16 protein-coding genes, 2 tRNA genes and 1 other RNA gene are annotated in these 14,510 nt (G+C 71.4%); 6 read left to right on the top strand and 13 right to left on the bottom strand.

All coding sequences use genetic code 11. From position 1 onward, the window contains the following. Positions 1-61: 61 nt before the first annotated feature. The 5 genes from GA0070604_RS30120 to ffs form a co-directional block, all read right to left on the bottom strand. Positions 62-1,732 carry an ABC transporter substrate-binding protein gene (locus tag GA0070604_RS30120; RefSeq protein ID WP_091126291.1) on the bottom strand — a complete coding sequence of 557 codons (1,671 nt, stop codon included), beginning with the start codon at positions 1,730-1,732 and terminating at the stop codon, positions 62-64. Between the two features lie 343 nt (positions 1,733-2,075). After that, a complete protein-coding gene (gene recR / locus GA0070604_RS30125) occupies positions 2,076-2,669 on the bottom strand; it encodes a recombination mediator RecR (protein WP_091126294.1) in 594 nt (197 codons plus the stop codon). Positions 2,670-2,677: 8 nt separating this feature from the next. Then, entirely contained in the window at positions 2,678-2,986 is a 309-nt protein-coding gene (locus GA0070604_RS30130) for a YbaB/EbfC family nucleoid-associated protein (protein WP_030502117.1), read from the bottom strand. Between the two features lie 108 nt (positions 2,987-3,094). Further along, complete coding sequence (locus GA0070604_RS30135; protein ID WP_091126296.1) at positions 3,095-5,713, bottom strand: DNA polymerase III subunit gamma and tau; 2,619 nt, start codon at positions 5,711-5,713, stop codon at positions 3,095-3,097. A gap of 107 nt (positions 5,714-5,820) precedes the next feature. Next, an RNA gene (ffs, locus tag GA0070604_RS30140) (signal recognition particle sRNA small type) lies at positions 5,821-5,910 on the bottom strand. An 82-nt stretch (positions 5,911-5,992) separates the two neighbouring features. Between ffs and GA0070604_RS30145 the strand changes: the two genes are divergently transcribed. After that, positions 5,993-6,077: transfer RNA gene (locus GA0070604_RS30145), tRNA-Ser, on the top strand. A gap of 65 nt (positions 6,078-6,142) precedes the next feature. On the opposite strand, the gene GA0070604_RS30150 is transcribed toward GA0070604_RS30145, so the two are convergent. Next, a complete protein-coding gene (locus GA0070604_RS30150; RefSeq protein WP_091126298.1) occupies positions 6,143-7,456 on the bottom strand; it encodes a right-handed parallel beta-helix repeat-containing protein in 1,314 nt (437 codons plus the stop codon). 176 nt (positions 7,457-7,632) lie between these two features. On the opposite strand from GA0070604_RS30150, the gene GA0070604_RS30155 reads away from it, so the two are divergent. Together GA0070604_RS30155 and GA0070604_RS30160 are read left to right on the top strand one after the other, a co-directional pair. After that, entirely contained in the window at positions 7,633-8,247 is a 615-nt protein-coding gene (locus GA0070604_RS30155; RefSeq protein ID WP_091126301.1) for a hypothetical protein, read from the top strand. Continuing rightward, positions 8,244-8,774 carry a hypothetical protein gene (locus GA0070604_RS30160; RefSeq protein WP_091126304.1) on the top strand — a complete coding sequence of 177 codons (531 nt, stop codon included), beginning with the start codon at positions 8,244-8,246 and terminating at the stop codon, positions 8,772-8,774. The genes GA0070604_RS30155 and GA0070604_RS30160 overlap by 4 nt, the downstream gene beginning before the upstream one ends. Positions 8,775-8,877: 103 nt before the next feature. Here the strand turns inward: GA0070604_RS30160 and GA0070604_RS30165 are convergent, their stop codons facing one another. The 4 genes from GA0070604_RS30165 to GA0070604_RS30180 all read right to left on the bottom strand — a co-directional run bounded on the left by GA0070604_RS30165 (position 8,878) and on the right by GA0070604_RS30180 (position 10,976). Further along, on the bottom strand, positions 8,878-9,327 hold the full coding sequence (locus GA0070604_RS30165) for a pyridoxamine 5'-phosphate oxidase family protein (RefSeq protein WP_091127517.1): 450 nt from the start codon (positions 9,325-9,327) through the stop codon (positions 8,878-8,880). A gap of 127 nt (positions 9,328-9,454) precedes the next feature. Beyond that, the gene (locus GA0070604_RS30170) at positions 9,455-10,393 is read right to left on the bottom strand and encodes a hypothetical protein (protein ID WP_091126306.1); all 939 of its coding nucleotides are present in this window, start codon (positions 10,391-10,393) and stop codon (positions 9,455-9,457) included. Then, positions 10,393-10,707, bottom strand: a complete 315-nt coding sequence (locus tag GA0070604_RS30175) for a PadR family transcriptional regulator (RefSeq protein WP_244162123.1) — start codon at positions 10,705-10,707, stop codon at positions 10,393-10,395. Before GA0070604_RS30175 ends, GA0070604_RS30170 begins: the two co-directional genes overlap by 1 nt. A 182-nt stretch (positions 10,708-10,889) precedes the next feature. Beyond that, positions 10,890-10,976 (bottom strand) — tRNA-Ser (locus tag GA0070604_RS30180). 75 nt (positions 10,977-11,051) lie between these two features. Between GA0070604_RS30180 and deoD the strand changes: the two genes are divergently transcribed. The 3 genes from deoD (at position 11,052) to GA0070604_RS30195 (ending at position 12,958) form a co-directional block, all read left to right on the top strand. After that, entirely contained in the window at positions 11,052-11,759 is a 708-nt protein-coding gene (gene deoD / locus GA0070604_RS30185; protein WP_091126308.1) for a purine-nucleoside phosphorylase, read from the top strand. A gap of 111 nt (positions 11,760-11,870) precedes the next feature. Then, the gene (locus tag GA0070604_RS30190) at positions 11,871-12,509 is read left to right on the top strand and encodes a TetR/AcrR family transcriptional regulator (RefSeq protein ID WP_091126311.1); all 639 of its coding nucleotides are present in this window, start codon (positions 11,871-11,873) and stop codon (positions 12,507-12,509) included. Beyond that, positions 12,506-12,958: an acyl-CoA thioesterase gene (locus tag GA0070604_RS30195; protein WP_091126314.1), complete on the top strand. Its 453-nt coding sequence runs from the start codon at positions 12,506-12,508 to the stop codon at positions 12,956-12,958. Before GA0070604_RS30190 ends, GA0070604_RS30195 begins: the two co-directional genes overlap by 4 nt. Positions 12,959-13,022: 64 nt before the next feature. Here GA0070604_RS30195 and GA0070604_RS30200 read toward each other — a convergent pair whose 3' ends face one another. The 3 genes from GA0070604_RS30200 to GA0070604_RS32845 all read right to left on the bottom strand — a co-directional run bounded on the left by GA0070604_RS30200 (position 13,023) and on the right by GA0070604_RS32845 (position 14,470). After that, a complete protein-coding gene (locus tag GA0070604_RS30200) occupies positions 13,023-13,475 on the bottom strand; it encodes a nucleoside deaminase (RefSeq protein WP_208602367.1) in 453 nt (150 codons plus the stop codon). Positions 13,476-13,653: 178 nt separating this feature from the next. After that, positions 13,654-14,181, bottom strand: a complete 528-nt coding sequence (locus GA0070604_RS30205) for a tRNA adenosine deaminase-associated protein (RefSeq protein ID WP_091126320.1) — start codon at positions 14,179-14,181, stop codon at positions 13,654-13,656. A gap of 118 nt (positions 14,182-14,299) precedes the next feature. Further along, complete coding sequence (locus tag GA0070604_RS32845; protein WP_167363597.1) at positions 14,300-14,470, bottom strand: hypothetical protein; 171 nt, start codon at positions 14,468-14,470, stop codon at positions 14,300-14,302. Positions 14,471-14,510: the final 40 nt, after the last annotated feature.

Raw genomic sequence — 14,510 nt, forward strand, 5'->3', positions numbered from 1 at the left:
GTCGGCCCGGGCCGGGGAAGCCCGGCCCGGGCCGATTCCGCGTACGGCGTCAGTGGCGGTGTCAGCCGACGCTGACCGTGTCGAACCGCTCGTCGGTCAGCGGGCTGGCCACCAGGCCCTTGACGTCCTTGGTGACCACGATGGCCGGCGGGGCGTGCCAGACCGGCACGGCCGGCAGCCACTTGGCGGCGATGTCGCGGTTGACCTGCTCCCAGGCGGCCTTCTTGCCGGCCTCGTCGACCGTGCCGTCGGCCTTGGTGATGGCCTCGAACATGTCGGTCATCGCCGCGTCACCGAACTCGGTCTTGGCCCGACCGAAGAACGTGCCCACGAAGTTGCCCGGGTCGTTGTAGTCACCGGTCCAGCCGAGGATGTGCAGGTCGTGCTTGCCGAACTGCTGCACGTCGTCCTTGTAGCCACCGTTCCACGGGCGGGCCACACCGTTGACCTTGAAGCCGACGGCCTGCAGGTCGTTGGCGAGGACGGTGAAGATCTCCTGCGGGTTCGGCATGTACGGCCGGGTGACGTCGGTCGGGTAGTAGAAGTTGAGGGTCATCCCCTCGGCCCCGGCCTCCTTGAGCAGCTGCTTGGCCTTGTCCGGGTTGTACTCGTACTTCTGCACGTCCGGGGCGTAGCCGAGCACGGTGTCCGGCATGAACTCGTCGGCGACCTTGGTGCCACCCGGGCCCTTGGTCTGGACGAGCTGCTGACGGTTGAGGGCGTAGGCGATGGCCTGCCGCACCCGCAGGTCCTTCAGCTTCGGGTTCTTCTGGTTGATGCCGAGGTAGAGGATGTTGAACGCCGGGCGGTTGATGACGTTGAAGCCGTCAGCCTCCAGCGCCTTCCGGTCCGCCGGGGCCGGGAAGTCGATGCCCTGGACGGTGCCCGCCTTCAGCTCCTGCTTGCGGGTGTTCTCGTCCTCGATGACCTTGATGATCACCTTGTCGAGCTTGGCCTTCTCGCCCCAGTAGTCGGGGTTCCGGTTCAGGGTGATCTCGTTCCTCGCCTTGTCCCAGCCGCCGAAGGTGAACGGGCCGGTGCCGACCGGGTGCTCGTTGGCGAAGGCGCTGTACTCGAAGGAGTCGCCGTTCTGCTTGACCGTGTCGGCGTCGTACTTCTTCAGCGCCTCGGGGCTGGCGATCGAGAGCGAGGTGAGCGCGAAGGCGCCGGGGAAGGCACCCTTGTAGTGGTTGAGGGTGATGACCGCGGTGTTCTCGTCCGGGGCCTCGCACTTGTTGTAGAGCGGGTCGGCGGCGCCCTCGGCCTCGTTCTTCGCGAAGCCGCCGAAGACGTCCATGTAGTAGATCATCTGCGCCTGGGCCGCGGCGCCCTTCATGTTGTACCAGCGGTCGAAGTTGAAGCAGACCGCGGCGCCGTTGAAGGCGGTGCCGTCGTGGAACTTCACGCCCTTGCGGAGGTGGAAGGTCCAGACCTTGCCCTCGGGGTCGTGCTCCCAGCTCTCCGCCAGGTCCCCCTGCAGGTCCGCCGTGCCGGGCTTGTGCGAGATCAGGGTCTCGTACATCTGCCGGACCGGCCGGAACGTCTCGCCGTCGTCGTTGAAGATCGGGTCGAAGTTCTTCGGGTTACCGGCACCCGCGAAGACGAAGGTGCCGCCAGTCTTGGCCCCACCGCTGTCCCCGTCACGCTCGCTCTTGGCGCAGCCGGACGCACCGACCGCCAGAGCGGCTGCGGCCGCGAGGGCCACGGCTGCTTTACGCCTGCTCGCCTGCATCTCTCACCTCTGTCATGCGCCTGTCCACGCCGAAGTTGTGGCTCAGTCTGTGTGCGGGAGGCTATGACACGACACACGGAAGCGGAACGTCCGTTAGGCAATCGCTATCAAGCCGACACCAAGCCGCGGGTCTGACAGGGACTGATCTAGCGACAAACAGGACTGTCACAGCGGTGAGCAGATGCCGGGATTGGACAAACCCCGCAAAAGCGCTCGACCTTCGAGTCGATCTCCCGACCCGTGGCGAACCGCACTCGTCCCACATTCCGGTTACGGAAGCGCCGGCCCCGGCACGGGAGAGGCGTCGCGGTACGGCGCACCTCCCCGTGCCCGGTACGGGCGCTCAGATCGCCCGGCGGCCCTCGAACGCCCGACCCAGGGTGATCTCGTCGGCGTACTCGAGGTCGCCGCCGACCGGCAGTCCGCTGGCCAGCCGGGTCACCGCGATCCCCATCGGCTTGACCAGCAGGGCCAGGTAGGTCGCGGTCGCCTCGCCCTCGGTGTTCGGGTCGGTGGCGAGGATCAGCTCGCGGACCGCGCCACCGCCCAGCCGGGTCATCAGCTCCCGGATCCGCAGATTGTCCGGCCCGATCCCCTCCAGCGGGTTGATCGCGCCGCCGAGCACGTGGTAGCGGCCGCGGAACTCACCGGTCCGCTCGATCGCCACCACATCCTTCGGCTCCTCGACCACGCAGAGCACCTCGTCCGTACGCCGCGGGTCGCGGCAGATCCGGCACTGCTCCGACTCGGCCACGTTGAAGCAACTGGTGCAGAAGCGCACCAGCTCCTTGACCTTGCGCAGCGCGCCGGCCAGCCGGTTCACGTCGGCCGGATCCGCCGACAGGACGTGGAAGGCGATCCGCTGGGCGCTCTTCGGGCCCACGCCGGGCAGCCGGCCCAGCTCGTCGATCAGATCCTGGATGGCACCCTCGTACATCTGCCGGCTCAGAACCCGGGCAGGCCGAGGCCGCCCATCCCGCCCGCGACAGGGCCCATCTTCTTCTCGGTCAGCTCCCGGGCCGCCTCGGCGGCGTTGTGCACGGCCGCGACGACCAGGTCCTCCAGGGTCTCCACGTCCTCCGGGTCGACCGCCTTCGGGTCGATCTTGATCGCCTTCAGCTCACCGGTGCCGGCGACGGTGGCGGTGACCAGGCCACCGCCCGCGGTGCCGGTCAGCTCCGCCTCGGCCAGCTCGGCCTGAGCCTTGGCGATCTGCTGCTGCATCTTCTGCGCCTGCTTCAGCATCTGCTGCATGTTCGGCTGTCCACCTGGGCGCACGGATGGCTCCTTCTCGCACTCGTCTGATCGGCCGCGCCCAGCCTAGTCGGGCGGCGGCACCGGTCCTCCACGGTCGACGCGCGCTCAGCGCGCGTCCACCTCATCGATCTTCTCCGCCCCGAACGCCTCCCGGAGCAGCCGCACCGCCTGCTCCTCGCTGGACTGCCGGGCGGTCCGCTCGTCAATCACGTCGTCCAGCGGCTCGTCGCCCGGGTCGAAGCCCTCGTAGACGGGAGTCGCCTTCCCGGCGCCGGCCGGGACCGGCCCGTCGTAGTCCGGATCGTAGGGCGGCTCACCGGCCCACTCGGCGTCCGCGGTCTGCCGCGCCTGGGCTGCGCGCGGCCCCTTGCCGGGCCCACCGGCCGTGGCGGCCGCCGCAGCCGCCCGGGCCGCCGCGATCGCGCTGCTCACCGGCGCGCCGCCGGTCCCGCCCGCCGCCGGCCGCGCGGTCGCCGTCGACCCCGCGGTCGAGCTCGGCGCGGTGGGGCCAGCCGGAGCGGGTACGGCAGGAGCCGCCGTCACGGTCGCCGTGGCACCGCCCGGCCGGGCCGGCTCCGGCCAGTCCGCCGAGCCGGTCGCGGCACCGCCGGGGCGGGCCGGCTCCGGCCAGTCCCCACCGCCACCGGCACTGCCACCCGGTCGGGCCGGTTCGGGCCACTCCTCGTCCTCGGTCTGGGCGTCGGCCCCACCGCCTCCGGCCGCCCGAGCGGAAGGGCCACCCGTACGCGCCGAACCGTTCGAGGAGCCGGCCACGTCCGTCCGGGTGTGACCGGGCGCGACGGAACGGGCCGAGGCGCCACCCCCGCCGCCCGGACCCGCCGACTCACCGGCCGAGCTGGTAGCGGGCGCGGTGGCGGCCGGCCGGGGCGGGCTGGCGGAGCGGGCCGGGCCACCGAGCGTCGCGGCACCCCGCTCGCCGGCCACCTCGCACCGGATCTGCCAGCGGCCGCCCAGCTCCTCGTAGAGCGCGTCGGTCAGCACCGCGGCGTGGTCGGCCATCATCTTGGCCAGCACCGTCGACTTCACGGTCAGCACCAGCGTGTCGCCGTCCAGGTCACGGACCACCGCGTCGCGCATCAGCGCGGCGATCCGCTTGTTGCTGCGGTTGACCTTGCCGACCACCTCGGGCCAGACCCGGCGTACGGCGACGGCGTCCAACGCGCCCGCCGGGGCCGAGCCAGGACGTGGCGGCTCCGGGGTGGCCGCATCGGGCATCACCGCCGACGGCGGCACAGGACGGCGGCCAGGGGCATCGGACACCGGGCTGGCGGGGGGCGCGTCGGCTGGCACCGGAGCAGCCGGCGCGGCCTGGATACCGGCGGCCGGCCCCGAGGTGGCCGGGGCCGGACGGGCACCGGCGGCCGCGGCAGCGGCTCGCGCGGCGGCCACGCCGGTCGGGGCACCGGCAGCCGCCGGCGTGCCGGCGGTCTCCGGGTGGGGCGCGGCGGCAGCCGCGGCCGGGGCGGGAGACCCTGGGCGTACCTCGGGGGCGGGGGCGACCGGCGCGGAGCCGGCGGCGGCCGGCGGCAGCTCGGCACCACCCACGGTGAGCCGGCGTTCCATCCGTTCCAGGCGCTGAAGGAGGCCGCCGGTCGAATCGTCCACGCCGGGCAGCAGCATCCGGGCGCAGATCAGCTCCAGCAGCAGCCGGGGCGCGGTGGTGCCACGCATCTCGACCAGGCCGTTGTGCACGATGTCGGCGCACCGGGACAGGGTGGCCGGGCCGAGCCGCTCGGCCTGGGCGGCCATCCGCTCGATCTGATCCGAGGGACCGTCGATCAGGCCCTTGGCGGCGGCGTCCGGCACCTGCTGCATGATGATCAGGTCGCGCAGCCGCTCCAGCAGGTCCGAGGCGAACCGGCGCGTGTCGTGGCCGGCCTCGGCGACCCGGTCGACGGTGGCGTACGCGGCCGCGCCGTCGCCGGCGGCGAGCGCGTCGCACATCTCGTCGATCAACGCGGAGTCGGTGACGCCGAGCAGCGCGGCGGCCCGGGCGTAGCTGACCCCCTCCGGGCCGGCGCCCGCGATGAGCTGGTCGAGCACGGAGAGGCTGTCCCGCATGCTGCCCCCACCGGCGCGCACCACCAGGGGGAAGACCGCCGGGTCGACCTGAACCCCCTCGGCCTCGCAGAGCTGCTCAAGGTACGGCCGGAGCACCTTCGGCGGGAACAGCCGGAACGGGTAGTGGTGGGTCCGCGACTTGATCGTGCCGAGGACCTTCTCCGGCTCGGTGGTGGCGAAGATGAACTTGACGAACTCCGGGGGCTCCTCGACCAGCTTGAGCAGGGCGTTGAAGCCGGCCGACGAGACCATGTGCGCCTCGTCGATGATATAGATCTTGAAGCGGCTGCGGGCCGGCGCGAAGAACGCCTTCTCGCGCAGATCCCGGGCGTCGTCGACGCCGCCGTGGCTGGCCGCGTCGATCTCGATGACGTCGATCGAGCCGGTGCCGTCGTTGGCCAGCGAGCGACAGGACTCACACTGCCCGCAGGGCTCCGGGGTGGGCCCCTGCTCGCAGTTGAGCGAGCGGGCCAGGATCCGGGCGCTGGAGGTCTTGCCGCAGCCCCGGGGGCCGGAGAAGAGGTAGGCGTGGTTCAGCCGCCCGCTGCGCAGCGCCTGCGACAGCGGCTCGGTGACGTGCTCCTGGCCGATGACCTCAGCGAACGTACGGGGCCGGTACTTGCGGTAAAGGGCCAGTGCCACCCGTCCCGCCTCCTCTCGACCGAGCCATTCTGCGCCGGTCGGGCGCGGGTGACCACCCACCACCCCGTGACCTGACCCGCAGGGACGTTACCGGCACCCGGAGACAGAAAGGCCTCCCGTGCACCCGGCAGAGCTCGCTTATCCTTGCTGCCTTCCGGCCCTGGGGAGGTTCACGAGATACCGCCGCACGGGAGGTGACACCAAGCCTACCCGACCCCGCGTCGATCTTCAGGGGGTGGTGGGGTGGCCCACTCGACGGAGACCTGTATCCTGGCTCGCGGAGGATTCGCCTAGAGGCCTAGGGCGCACGCTTGGAAAGCGTGTTGGGTTCACACCCTCACGAGTTCGAATCTCGTATCCTCCGCCGTTGACACAAGGGCCGGCCCCACGGGGCCGGCCCTTCGTCGTGGCTGTCGTCTGGGGCGAATGTCAGCCGATGACCGAAACCGAGGAGTTGGCACCGACGGTGCCGGTGATCAACCGCTGGAACGGCGTCTCCCGGGCCGGGCCGCTGACCAGCCGCACCGAGACATAGTCAACGCCGCTGGCCAGGTACAGCGCGGTCCGCATGCCGGCGCCGGTGATGAGCCACGTCCCGCCGCCGCCGGCCCGTTGGAAGGAACCGCCCTCCAGGCTCACCGCCGACACACCCACGTAGAAACCCGCCGAGTTCTGGTCGGTGCCACTGCTGCCGATCCCCGTCGAGTCGGCGGTGCAGCCGGAGACCGTGGAGTTCCGGCCAAGGATCTCGAAGCCGTTGCCGGCGGTGTCCTGGGCCTCGCAGCCCACCACGGTGGCCCGGGCGGAGGCGAGCCGGAACGCGGGCGCCGGGGCGGTCGCGCTGCCGACGCCGTACGCCTTGCAGCCCCAGGCCTTGGTGTTGCCGCCGCCGAGCAGGTAGCCGCCGCCCACACATCCCTGGACCGAGCAGCCGCTGACGAAGCCGTCGGAGGACTGGATGTTGTAACCCCAGCCGCCCGCGCTCTCGACCCGGCAGTCGGTCAGCTTGAACTCGCGTTGCCCGCCCGAGTACGTCCCGCCGAGGTAGATGCCGTCGCCGGTGGTCTTGGTGACGAAGACCCGGGTCAGCCACGGAGCCGGGTCCGGCCCGTACGTGGCCGGCTTGGCGTTCATCTGGAAGTTGACCCCGTTGGCCACGACGCCCGCCCCGTCGAGTCCGATGTCGCTCACGCACTGCCGGGACGCGCCGACGAAGTCTCCGGACCACGGGTTGACGACCAGGGCCGAGCCGCTGAAGGCCGAATCGGCGCGCAGCATCGTGACCAGCGGACCGGCCCCGATCAGGGCCTGCTTGTCGTGCAGCACCACCGGGGCCTTCACCTTGTAGGTGCCGGGTGCCACGAAGACGGCCCGCTGGGCGTCGGTGCCCAGCGCCGCGTTGATGGCGGCCTGGGCGCCGACGGCCGGGTCCACCTCGTACGTGGCACCGGAGCCGGCGGGACCGACCCACGGGATGGCGCCGGTGGACGCGAGCACGGCGGCCTGGGCGGGCGTGATGCCACCCAACGCCGGGGCGGCGACGACGGCGCCCGCGGTAAAGGCTGCGGCCCGGAGCAGGTGGCGGCGGTCGGAACGGTTGTCCTGCAACACTTCCTCCTGACGGATGGCTGGCCCGGCCCGGGACGGACGGGGCACGGCGGGCGGGGTCCGCCGGCAGCCCGAGGAGGTGGAGACAAGGTCAAGCAGCCCCGCGTACGCCGGGCTGTGGGCAGTTCTCTCCATCTGTGGCGATCCCCGTGACCGCGACGGCACCACGCCGCATCGGGGATCATCATTGCATCCGGCGAGGGATTCGGCTGCCCGCGAAAGCGTCGGACCGACTCAGGGCTGCGGCACGTCCCCGGCCGAGCCGTCGTACACATGTTCCATCCACAGCCTGTGGACACCGAGAGGATCGGATGAGTTACCAGCTCAGCGCGGTCGTCGCCGACGTCGAACTGCTCCGCGAGCAGACCGTCGATCTGGACCACGCGGTCCTCGCCGCGCTCCGCCAGGACTTCGCGCTACTGCCGGTCACCCCGCAGTTCGTCGAGGAGCTGACCGGCCGCCTGCCCGACTTCCGCGCCGACGAGCCGTCCGCCGAGCACCCGTTCCAGCTCGTCCTCTCGTCAGGCCTGGCAGAGTTGCTGGCTCGCTGGTCGCGGCAGGGGCCGGTGGCGTACCTGGAGGCGGAGTTCGCCGGCGGGCTGGGCCACCAGTCGGCGGTGGTCTGGCTGGGCGGCGAGGTGAGCTGGGGGCCGCGCTTCGACGGCGCGCTGGACCGGCCGCGTGCCGAATGGCCGATCAACGACGCGCTCGCCCGACTGGGCGTCGAGCCGGGCTCCTGGATCGACCCGTTCGCCGAGTTGGGCCTGCACCTGGAGCGCGACACGGCCGGCTGGCTGGCCCACGGCCAGCGCGGCCTCTCGGCCGACTACTGGGACGAGCTGGCCGAGGAATGGGAACTACGACATTCCGCCCTGCACCAGCAACCTCATCGCCTCGGTCCCGTTGGTGACTGGGGGAGTGCATGAGACTGCGACAATTCGGATTCATCGCCACGCTGACGGTGGCCGCCTCGATCGCCGGCAGCGGCGTCCGTCCACAGGGGCCGGACATACCGGCCCGGCCCGTCGGGGCCGCAGAGGTGGTCGGGCTCGACGGGCTGCACAACGCCGAGTTCGGCGCCACCGAGGCGGAGTTGACCCGGCGCGGGGTGCTGCGTACCGAGCAGGACGCGTGCGGCCCGACGCTGGCCGGGCACGGGTCGGTCAGCCCGATCTTCGTCGACGAACGCCTCGTCCTGCTCTGGTTCGACGACCCGATGACAACGCCCGAGGGGATCAGCGTGGGCACCCCGCTCACCGAGGTGCGCGACGCCTACCCGTCGGTGGTCGAACTGGCCGCTCCACAGGGGACGCACCGGTTCGACGGGCTGCTCGCCCGCGACGGCGACCGGGCGTACCTCTTCCTGCACGACCGGACCGCCGTTCGCAAGATCATCGCCGGGTACGCGGAGTGGGCCCGGCGCCTCTTCGACGAGGGCTACGGCCCCTGCTGAGTCGGTGACGTCAGGGCCCGCTTGGGCAGGCGAACGCGGGACCCCGCACTGAACTCTCCGCCGACGAGATCACGGGGAAGTCCCCCTACTCCCAGGGCGCGGCTCACCTGCGTCGGAAGGTCTTCACAGCCTGGCCAGGTCGCCAGAGCCTGACGACCAGTTCGTCGCCGTCAACCGACGTGAACACCGCTTCCTCAAGGTCGAGCCGAAAGGCGTGGAAGCCACCCGGTGGCTCGCTTCCGGTGATGTAGGCCTCCTTCTCCCTACCGGTTACCTCGATCGCGATCCCGGCAACCTTGGCGTCGCCGCCTTCGGCCGGGTGCGCGTGGATCGCACACCGGCCGTCCCGTTGAAGATCGCGCGCCTTGACCGCGTCGAGCATCGATCCGAACGACAGATCCGGTCCCTGGAAGTCGACCTCCGACCCGCTGACGCGTGGCGACCCGTCCTTCCGCAGCGTTGCGAGGACGTGTGTCTCAGCCGCTTCGAATCGCTCCCGGATCAGCTTCGCGAGCTCGGCCGCCTCACTCTCGAACTGCTTCCAAGTGGCCATGGCCGCCAGTGTGACAGCACGCACCGACACACCCGGCGCCGTTCCTCGGCCGAGGCCCGCCGACCTGGTCGTACGCTCTGGAGCCGACGGCGATTCCGTTGACGACGGCGGCGGGCGTGGAACCGCCTCAGCCCTGCTCGACGGCGATGCGGGCCGGGCCGGGGGTGGACGGTGCGACGACCGTAGCGAGTCTGGCAGCCGATCCGGAGCGGCTGATCGTTCCCATCAGCGACAGCGCGAACACGGTGCACACGCTCAGTACGACGGACAGCGACCCCACCGTGCCGGCAAGGTGGCCACTGCCTCGACCCAGGTCGAACTCGCTCCCGGAGATCGCGGCCGGGTACCAGAGCAGCGCGTACTGCCGTGGCGCGTCCTGCGCGTCCAGCAGGCTGAGGACGTGCAGGACGGTGCTGACCTCCAGTACCGCGAGCGCGCCGACCACTGCGACGACGAACGCGACCTGGTGACGCCCCCGCTTTCGCAGCGCCGCCATGGCCACCGCCAGAGCGATCAAGCCGACGCACCACGACAACACGGCCAGCGCCCCGGGAACCCCGTCCGACCGCGACGACGACGTGACGAGGCCGTAGAAGTCGTGGTTCGGGGCGACGGTCAGCAACGCGAGGAAGACACTCGCCAAGGCCACGGGCACCATGACGTTGAGCGCGGCGACCGAACGTACCCGGCGCAGCTGCCGCCCCCACGCGAAGGCCAGGAACGCCATCGGAACCAGCATGACCGCATTCGTGATCAGGTGCACGACTTCGTGACGACCGCCGGATCCGCGGTTGAGAAGAACCATGAGGGCGAGCAACACCGTGAAATAGGCCGCGGTGAAGACGACCGGCGCGGCCAGCAACGTGACCAGGGCCAAATCCCGTACGCGTAGCCGGGGCACAGTGAGAAACTCCCTTCGGTCGGCGAGCGCGCACCAGGCCACGTCGGCGAGGTCACGCACGGGTCGGGGTGAATTGGCGAGCATCTCGGCGATCTCGTCGCCGTAGCGGTTCCGCACCGCATGGGGGTAGACCGCCAGTACGGCGCGGACGACTCGGGACGGCATCAGGCCACCGCCAGCCGACGGAGGCCCGCGTCCGCCGTGGCGCGCATGCGTCTCAGTTCCACGCCGAGCACCGCACGGCCGGTGTCCGTGAGCCGGTACGGCTTGCGCCGGTCCTGTTCGGGCAGGGCCTCGATGTACTGCCGCTCCTCCAGGCGCCGGATCGCGCCGTACAGCGTGCCGGGCCCGGGCCGTTGGCCGGCCAGCTCGGCGATGTCGTCCTGCATGGCGTAGCCGTGCTTCGGCCCCGCCGCGAGGCTGATCATGATGAGCACCGCCGGCTCGGAGAACCTGCCCAGCTCGGAAAGTCCAGACAATCGACGCCTCCTTACTACGTCCCGCGTAGTATCACAGTACGTAGCAAGGTGCCGTCAAGAGCACTGGGAGTGTTCTGCGAAGCAACCACCGGGCGGGGCCGGAACCGGAGCACCACGGGGACCAAAAGCAGAACGCCCGGCCGATCCGTCAGGATCGACCGGGCGTTCTCGCATTTCACGAGCGGTGGCGGCGGGATTTGAACCCGCGGAGGGCGTAAACCCTCACACGCTTTCGAGGCGTGCTCCTTAGGCCACTCGGACACACCACCGCCGAGAAGGGTACAGGACCATCGGTCCGGACGCCGAACCGGTATCCCCCCGGCCAACCTGGCAGGATCTTTGCCATGAGTACGCACATCGGCGCTGAGCCGGGAGAGATCGCCGAGCGGGTCCTGATGCCGGGCGACCCGCTGCGGGCCAAGTGGATCGCGGAGACCTACCTCGAAGACGCCCGCTGCTACACGACGGTCCGCGGCATGCTGGGCTTCACCGGCCGCTGGAAGGGCGTCGAGGTCTCGGTCCAGGGCTCCGGCATGGGCATGCCCTCCGCCTCCATCTACGCGCACGAGCTGATCAACGAGTACGGTGTGAAGACCCTGATCCGGGTCGGCTCCTGCGGCGCCCTCCGCGAGGACCTCCAGCTGCGGGACGTGATCGCCGCGATCGGCTCGTCCACCGACTCGAACATGAACCGGATGCGCTTCGACGGGCTGATCGACTACGCCCCGGTGGCCGACTTCGGGCTGCTGCGTACCTCGGTCGAGGTCGCGGAGCGGGCCGGCATCACCATGCACGTCGGCCCGATCCTGGCGGCGGACGCCTTCTACACCGACCGCCCCGACCTCTACGACACCCTGGCCGACTACGGCGTGCTCGCGGTGGAGATGGAGTCCGCCGCGCTCTACACGATCGCGGCCCGGTTCAAGGCCCGCGCGCTGACCATCCTGACCGTCAGCGACCACATCAAGACCGGCGAGAAGACCACCGCCGCCGAGCGCGAGCAGACCTTCAGCCAGATGGTCGAGGTCGCCCTCGACACCGTCATCGCCTGACCGTTCCGCACCTTTCGCCGCCCCGCCGCCGTCACCGGTGGTGGGGCGGCGGCGTTTCAGGTCACAAAAAACAATACGACCGGTCGTGCTTTTTTCGGTTACGCTGCCCGCATGTCCTCCGACGGCCGCGTCGCCCGCGGCGAGCGCACCCGCAGCGCGGCCCTGGACGCCGCCGTGGCCCTGGCCACCGAGGCCGGCCTGCACGGGCTCTCCCTCGCGCAGCTCGCGGACGCCCTCGGGGTCAGCAAGTCCGGCCTGTTCGCGCACTGGCGCTCCAAGGAGGCGCTCCAGCTCGCCACCGTCGACCGGGCCGTCGCGCAGTGGCAGGAGCGGATCGTCCACCCCGGCCTGCGCGCCCCACGGGGCGTCCGGCGACTGCGGGCCCTGCACGAGGCCCGGATCGACTTCTACGCCGCCCGGGTGCTCCCCGGGGGCTGCTTCTTCGCGAACACGGAGTTCGAGTACAACGCCCGCCCTGGCCCGGTCCGGGACCGGCTCGCAGAGGCGTTCGGCCAGTGGGCCGCCTTCCTCGAACGCCTCGTCCAGGAGGCCGTCGACGTCGGCGAACTCCCCGCCGACGTGGACGTCCCGCAGCTGGCGTACGAGATCGACTCGCTCGGGATCAGCGCCGTGATGCGCTCCCGGCTGCTCGACCCGGACACCGCCTACCGGCACGCCCGTCAGTGCCTGCTCAACCGGCTACGGGCGCTGTGCCCCGATCCGACCCTGCTACCGGAAGGTCTGTCATGAGCCACGCCACCGTCGACCGCCCCGCCGTCGAGTTCGGCCACGTCGAGCACGTTCCGGTGCACTTCGACGACCTCGACGCCATGGGCATCCTGCACAACGCCCGGTACGCGGTGCTGCTGGAACGGGCCCTGGCGCCGTACTGGGCCGAGCGCGGCATCGCCTTCCGCGGCGGGCGGCGCAGCGCCCCGGACGCGTTCCACGCGGTACGCGAGTTCACCATCAGCTACCGGGCGCCGGTCAGCGGCGCCGGGCCGGTGGCAGTGCACTTCTGGCTCGACCACTTCGGCACCAGCAGCGCCCGGTACGCCTTCGAGTTCCGCTCGGTGGACGGCGGCACCCTGCACGCCGACGGCACCCGGTCGATCGTCCGGCTCGACCCGGCGACCATGCGCCCGACCGCGTGGACCGAGGCCGCCCAAGCCGTCGCCGCCACTCTCCTGCGCCCGTAACCGGGACGGACGGTGTTAACAGGGGGCCCCTGCTCTACGTGAGGCGTTAACAGGGGGCCCCTCCTTACCGGAAGAAGGCGCGTAGCAGGGTGGCGCTCTCCGTCTCCAGGACGCCGGCGTAGACCTCGGGGCGGTGGGTGAGGCGACGGTCGCGCAGCACGTCCCAGAGCGACCCCACCGCGCCCGTCTTCGGCTCCCACGCGCCGAAGACCACGGTGGAGATCCGGGCCAGGGAGATCGCGCCCGCGCACATCGTGCACGGTTCCAGCGTCACCACCAGGGTGCAGTCCGCCAACCGCCACCGCCCCAGGCGCTCGGCGGCCCGGCGCAGCGCCAGCACCTCGGCGTGGGCGGTCGGGTCTCCGGTCAGCTCCCGCTCGTTGCGCCCGATGGCCAGCTCGGCGCCGTCCGGACCGTAGACGACCGCACCGACGGGGACGTCCTCCACCGCGGCCTCGCCGTCCGTCGCCGGGCCGCTGTCCGGGCCGGTCACCGCGACCTCCAGCGCCCGGCGCATCCACAGCTCGTGCCGCTGCCGGCGGCCCACACCGCCGGGGTCGGCCAGCCCCTCGTCGGCCCCGGGACCGACCCGGCCCACCGCGCCCGGAGTGGGCTGCCCCGGGCGCACGGTCTCCAGCGCCGGATCGGTGACGTCGGCCGGCTCCCCGCCGCCGGACGGCACCGCTCCGGACGGCTCAGACCTCACGTAGCTCCTCGACCTCGTCCGCGCAGCCGAGCACCTGGCAGATCTCGGCGATGACGTCGGCCGGCATCATCCCCTCGTGTGCGCAGAGAGCCAGCAGCTTCTGCGGCGAGATGCCCAGGTCAGCGAGGATGTCCGCGTCGCCCACCGGGTCGGCCTCCGGGTCGACCGCCGGCTGTTCGGTCTCGTCGTCGGCACCGGCGGCCGGACGCGGCTCGTCGGTGTCCTCCAGGCCGGTGACCGGGGCCTTCAGGTCACCGACCAGCAGCGCGCCCAGCCGGGACTCGTCCGCGTACGCCGAGTCGGAGCCGAAGACCCGCAGGTCCTCCCCCTCGTCCAGGCGCAGGATCACCAGGTACGTGTCGTCGGCCTCGACGAAGAGCAGGGACAGGTCGGCGTTCGGCTCGACGTCGCGCAGCCGGTCGGCGACCTCGTCGACGTCGGTGGCGCCCCGCAGGTTCACCTCGTCGGCGGTCCAGCCGCCGTCAACGCGCGCCACGGCAGCAGCGAAGTACGACACGGTCCCCCCAAATTGACCTCGGCAGCACGCCGACTCGTCACGCGTGCACGTTAACCGGTCGGGTCGGCAGGCGACCGGTCAACGCCCCGAAGGGCCGGCCGTTCCTGGAGATAGTTGGTCAGCCCGCGACGCGCCGGCGGGTGGCGATGAGCTGGCGCAGCCGCTCGGTGCGTGCCCGCTGCGGCCGCTCGCGCTGACGTACCGCGCGGGCACCGGCCAACTCGGCGAGGAGTTGCAGGCGGCGACGGCTCCGCTCGGGGTCGAGCCGCGGCGGGGTGGTCCAGGCCATACCGCCGAGCGTGACCCGTCACCGCGCGTACGTCAAGCCG

Source organism: Micromonospora eburnea (assembly GCF_900090225.1).
Taxonomy (GTDB): Bacteria; Actinomycetota; Actinomycetes; order Mycobacteriales; family Micromonosporaceae; genus Micromonospora; species Micromonospora eburnea.

Bases quoted from the DNA above. Each gene is read 5' to 3' on its own strand.
- GA0070604_RS30155 (WP_091126301.1), top strand. From the start codon at position 7,633: ATGAGTTACCAGCTCAGCGCGGTCGTCGCCGACGTCGAACTGCTCCGC.
- GA0070604_RS30200 (WP_208602367.1), bottom strand. From the start codon at position 13,475: ATGCGCCGGGCGCTGGAGGTCGCGGTGACCGGCCCGGACAGCGGCCCG.
- GA0070604_RS30130 (WP_030502117.1), bottom strand. From the start codon at position 2,986: ATGCAGCAGATGCTGAAGCAGGCGCAGAAGATGCAGCAGCAGATCGCC.
- GA0070604_RS30120 (WP_091126291.1), bottom strand. From the start codon at position 1,732: ATGCAGGCGAGCAGGCGTAAAGCAGCCGTGGCCCTCGCGGCCGCAGCC.
- GA0070604_RS32845 (WP_167363597.1), bottom strand. From the start codon at position 14,470: ATGGCCTGGACCACCCCGCCGCGGCTCGACCCCGAGCGGAGCCGTCGC.
- GA0070604_RS30170 (WP_091126306.1), bottom strand. From the start codon at position 10,393: ATGCCGTCCCGAGTCGTCCGCGCCGTACTGGCGGTCTACCCCCATGCG.
- GA0070604_RS30195 (WP_091126314.1), top strand. From the start codon at position 12,506: ATGAGCCACGCCACCGTCGACCGCCCCGCCGTCGAGTTCGGCCACGTC.
- GA0070604_RS30165 (WP_091127517.1), bottom strand. From the start codon at position 9,327: ATGGCCACTTGGAAGCAGTTCGAGAGTGAGGCGGCCGAGCTCGCGAAG.
- GA0070604_RS30150 (WP_091126298.1), bottom strand. From the start codon at position 7,456: ATGGAGAGAACTGCCCACAGCCCGGCGTACGCGGGGCTGCTTGACCTT.
- recR (WP_091126294.1), bottom strand. From the start codon at position 2,669: ATGTACGAGGGTGCCATCCAGGATCTGATCGACGAGCTGGGCCGGCTG.
- deoD (WP_091126308.1), top strand. From the start codon at position 11,052: ATGAGTACGCACATCGGCGCTGAGCCGGGAGAGATCGCCGAGCGGGTC.
- GA0070604_RS30160 (WP_091126304.1), top strand. From the start codon at position 8,244: ATGAGACTGCGACAATTCGGATTCATCGCCACGCTGACGGTGGCCGCC.
- GA0070604_RS30190 (WP_091126311.1), top strand. From the start codon at position 11,871: ATGTCCTCCGACGGCCGCGTCGCCCGCGGCGAGCGCACCCGCAGCGCG.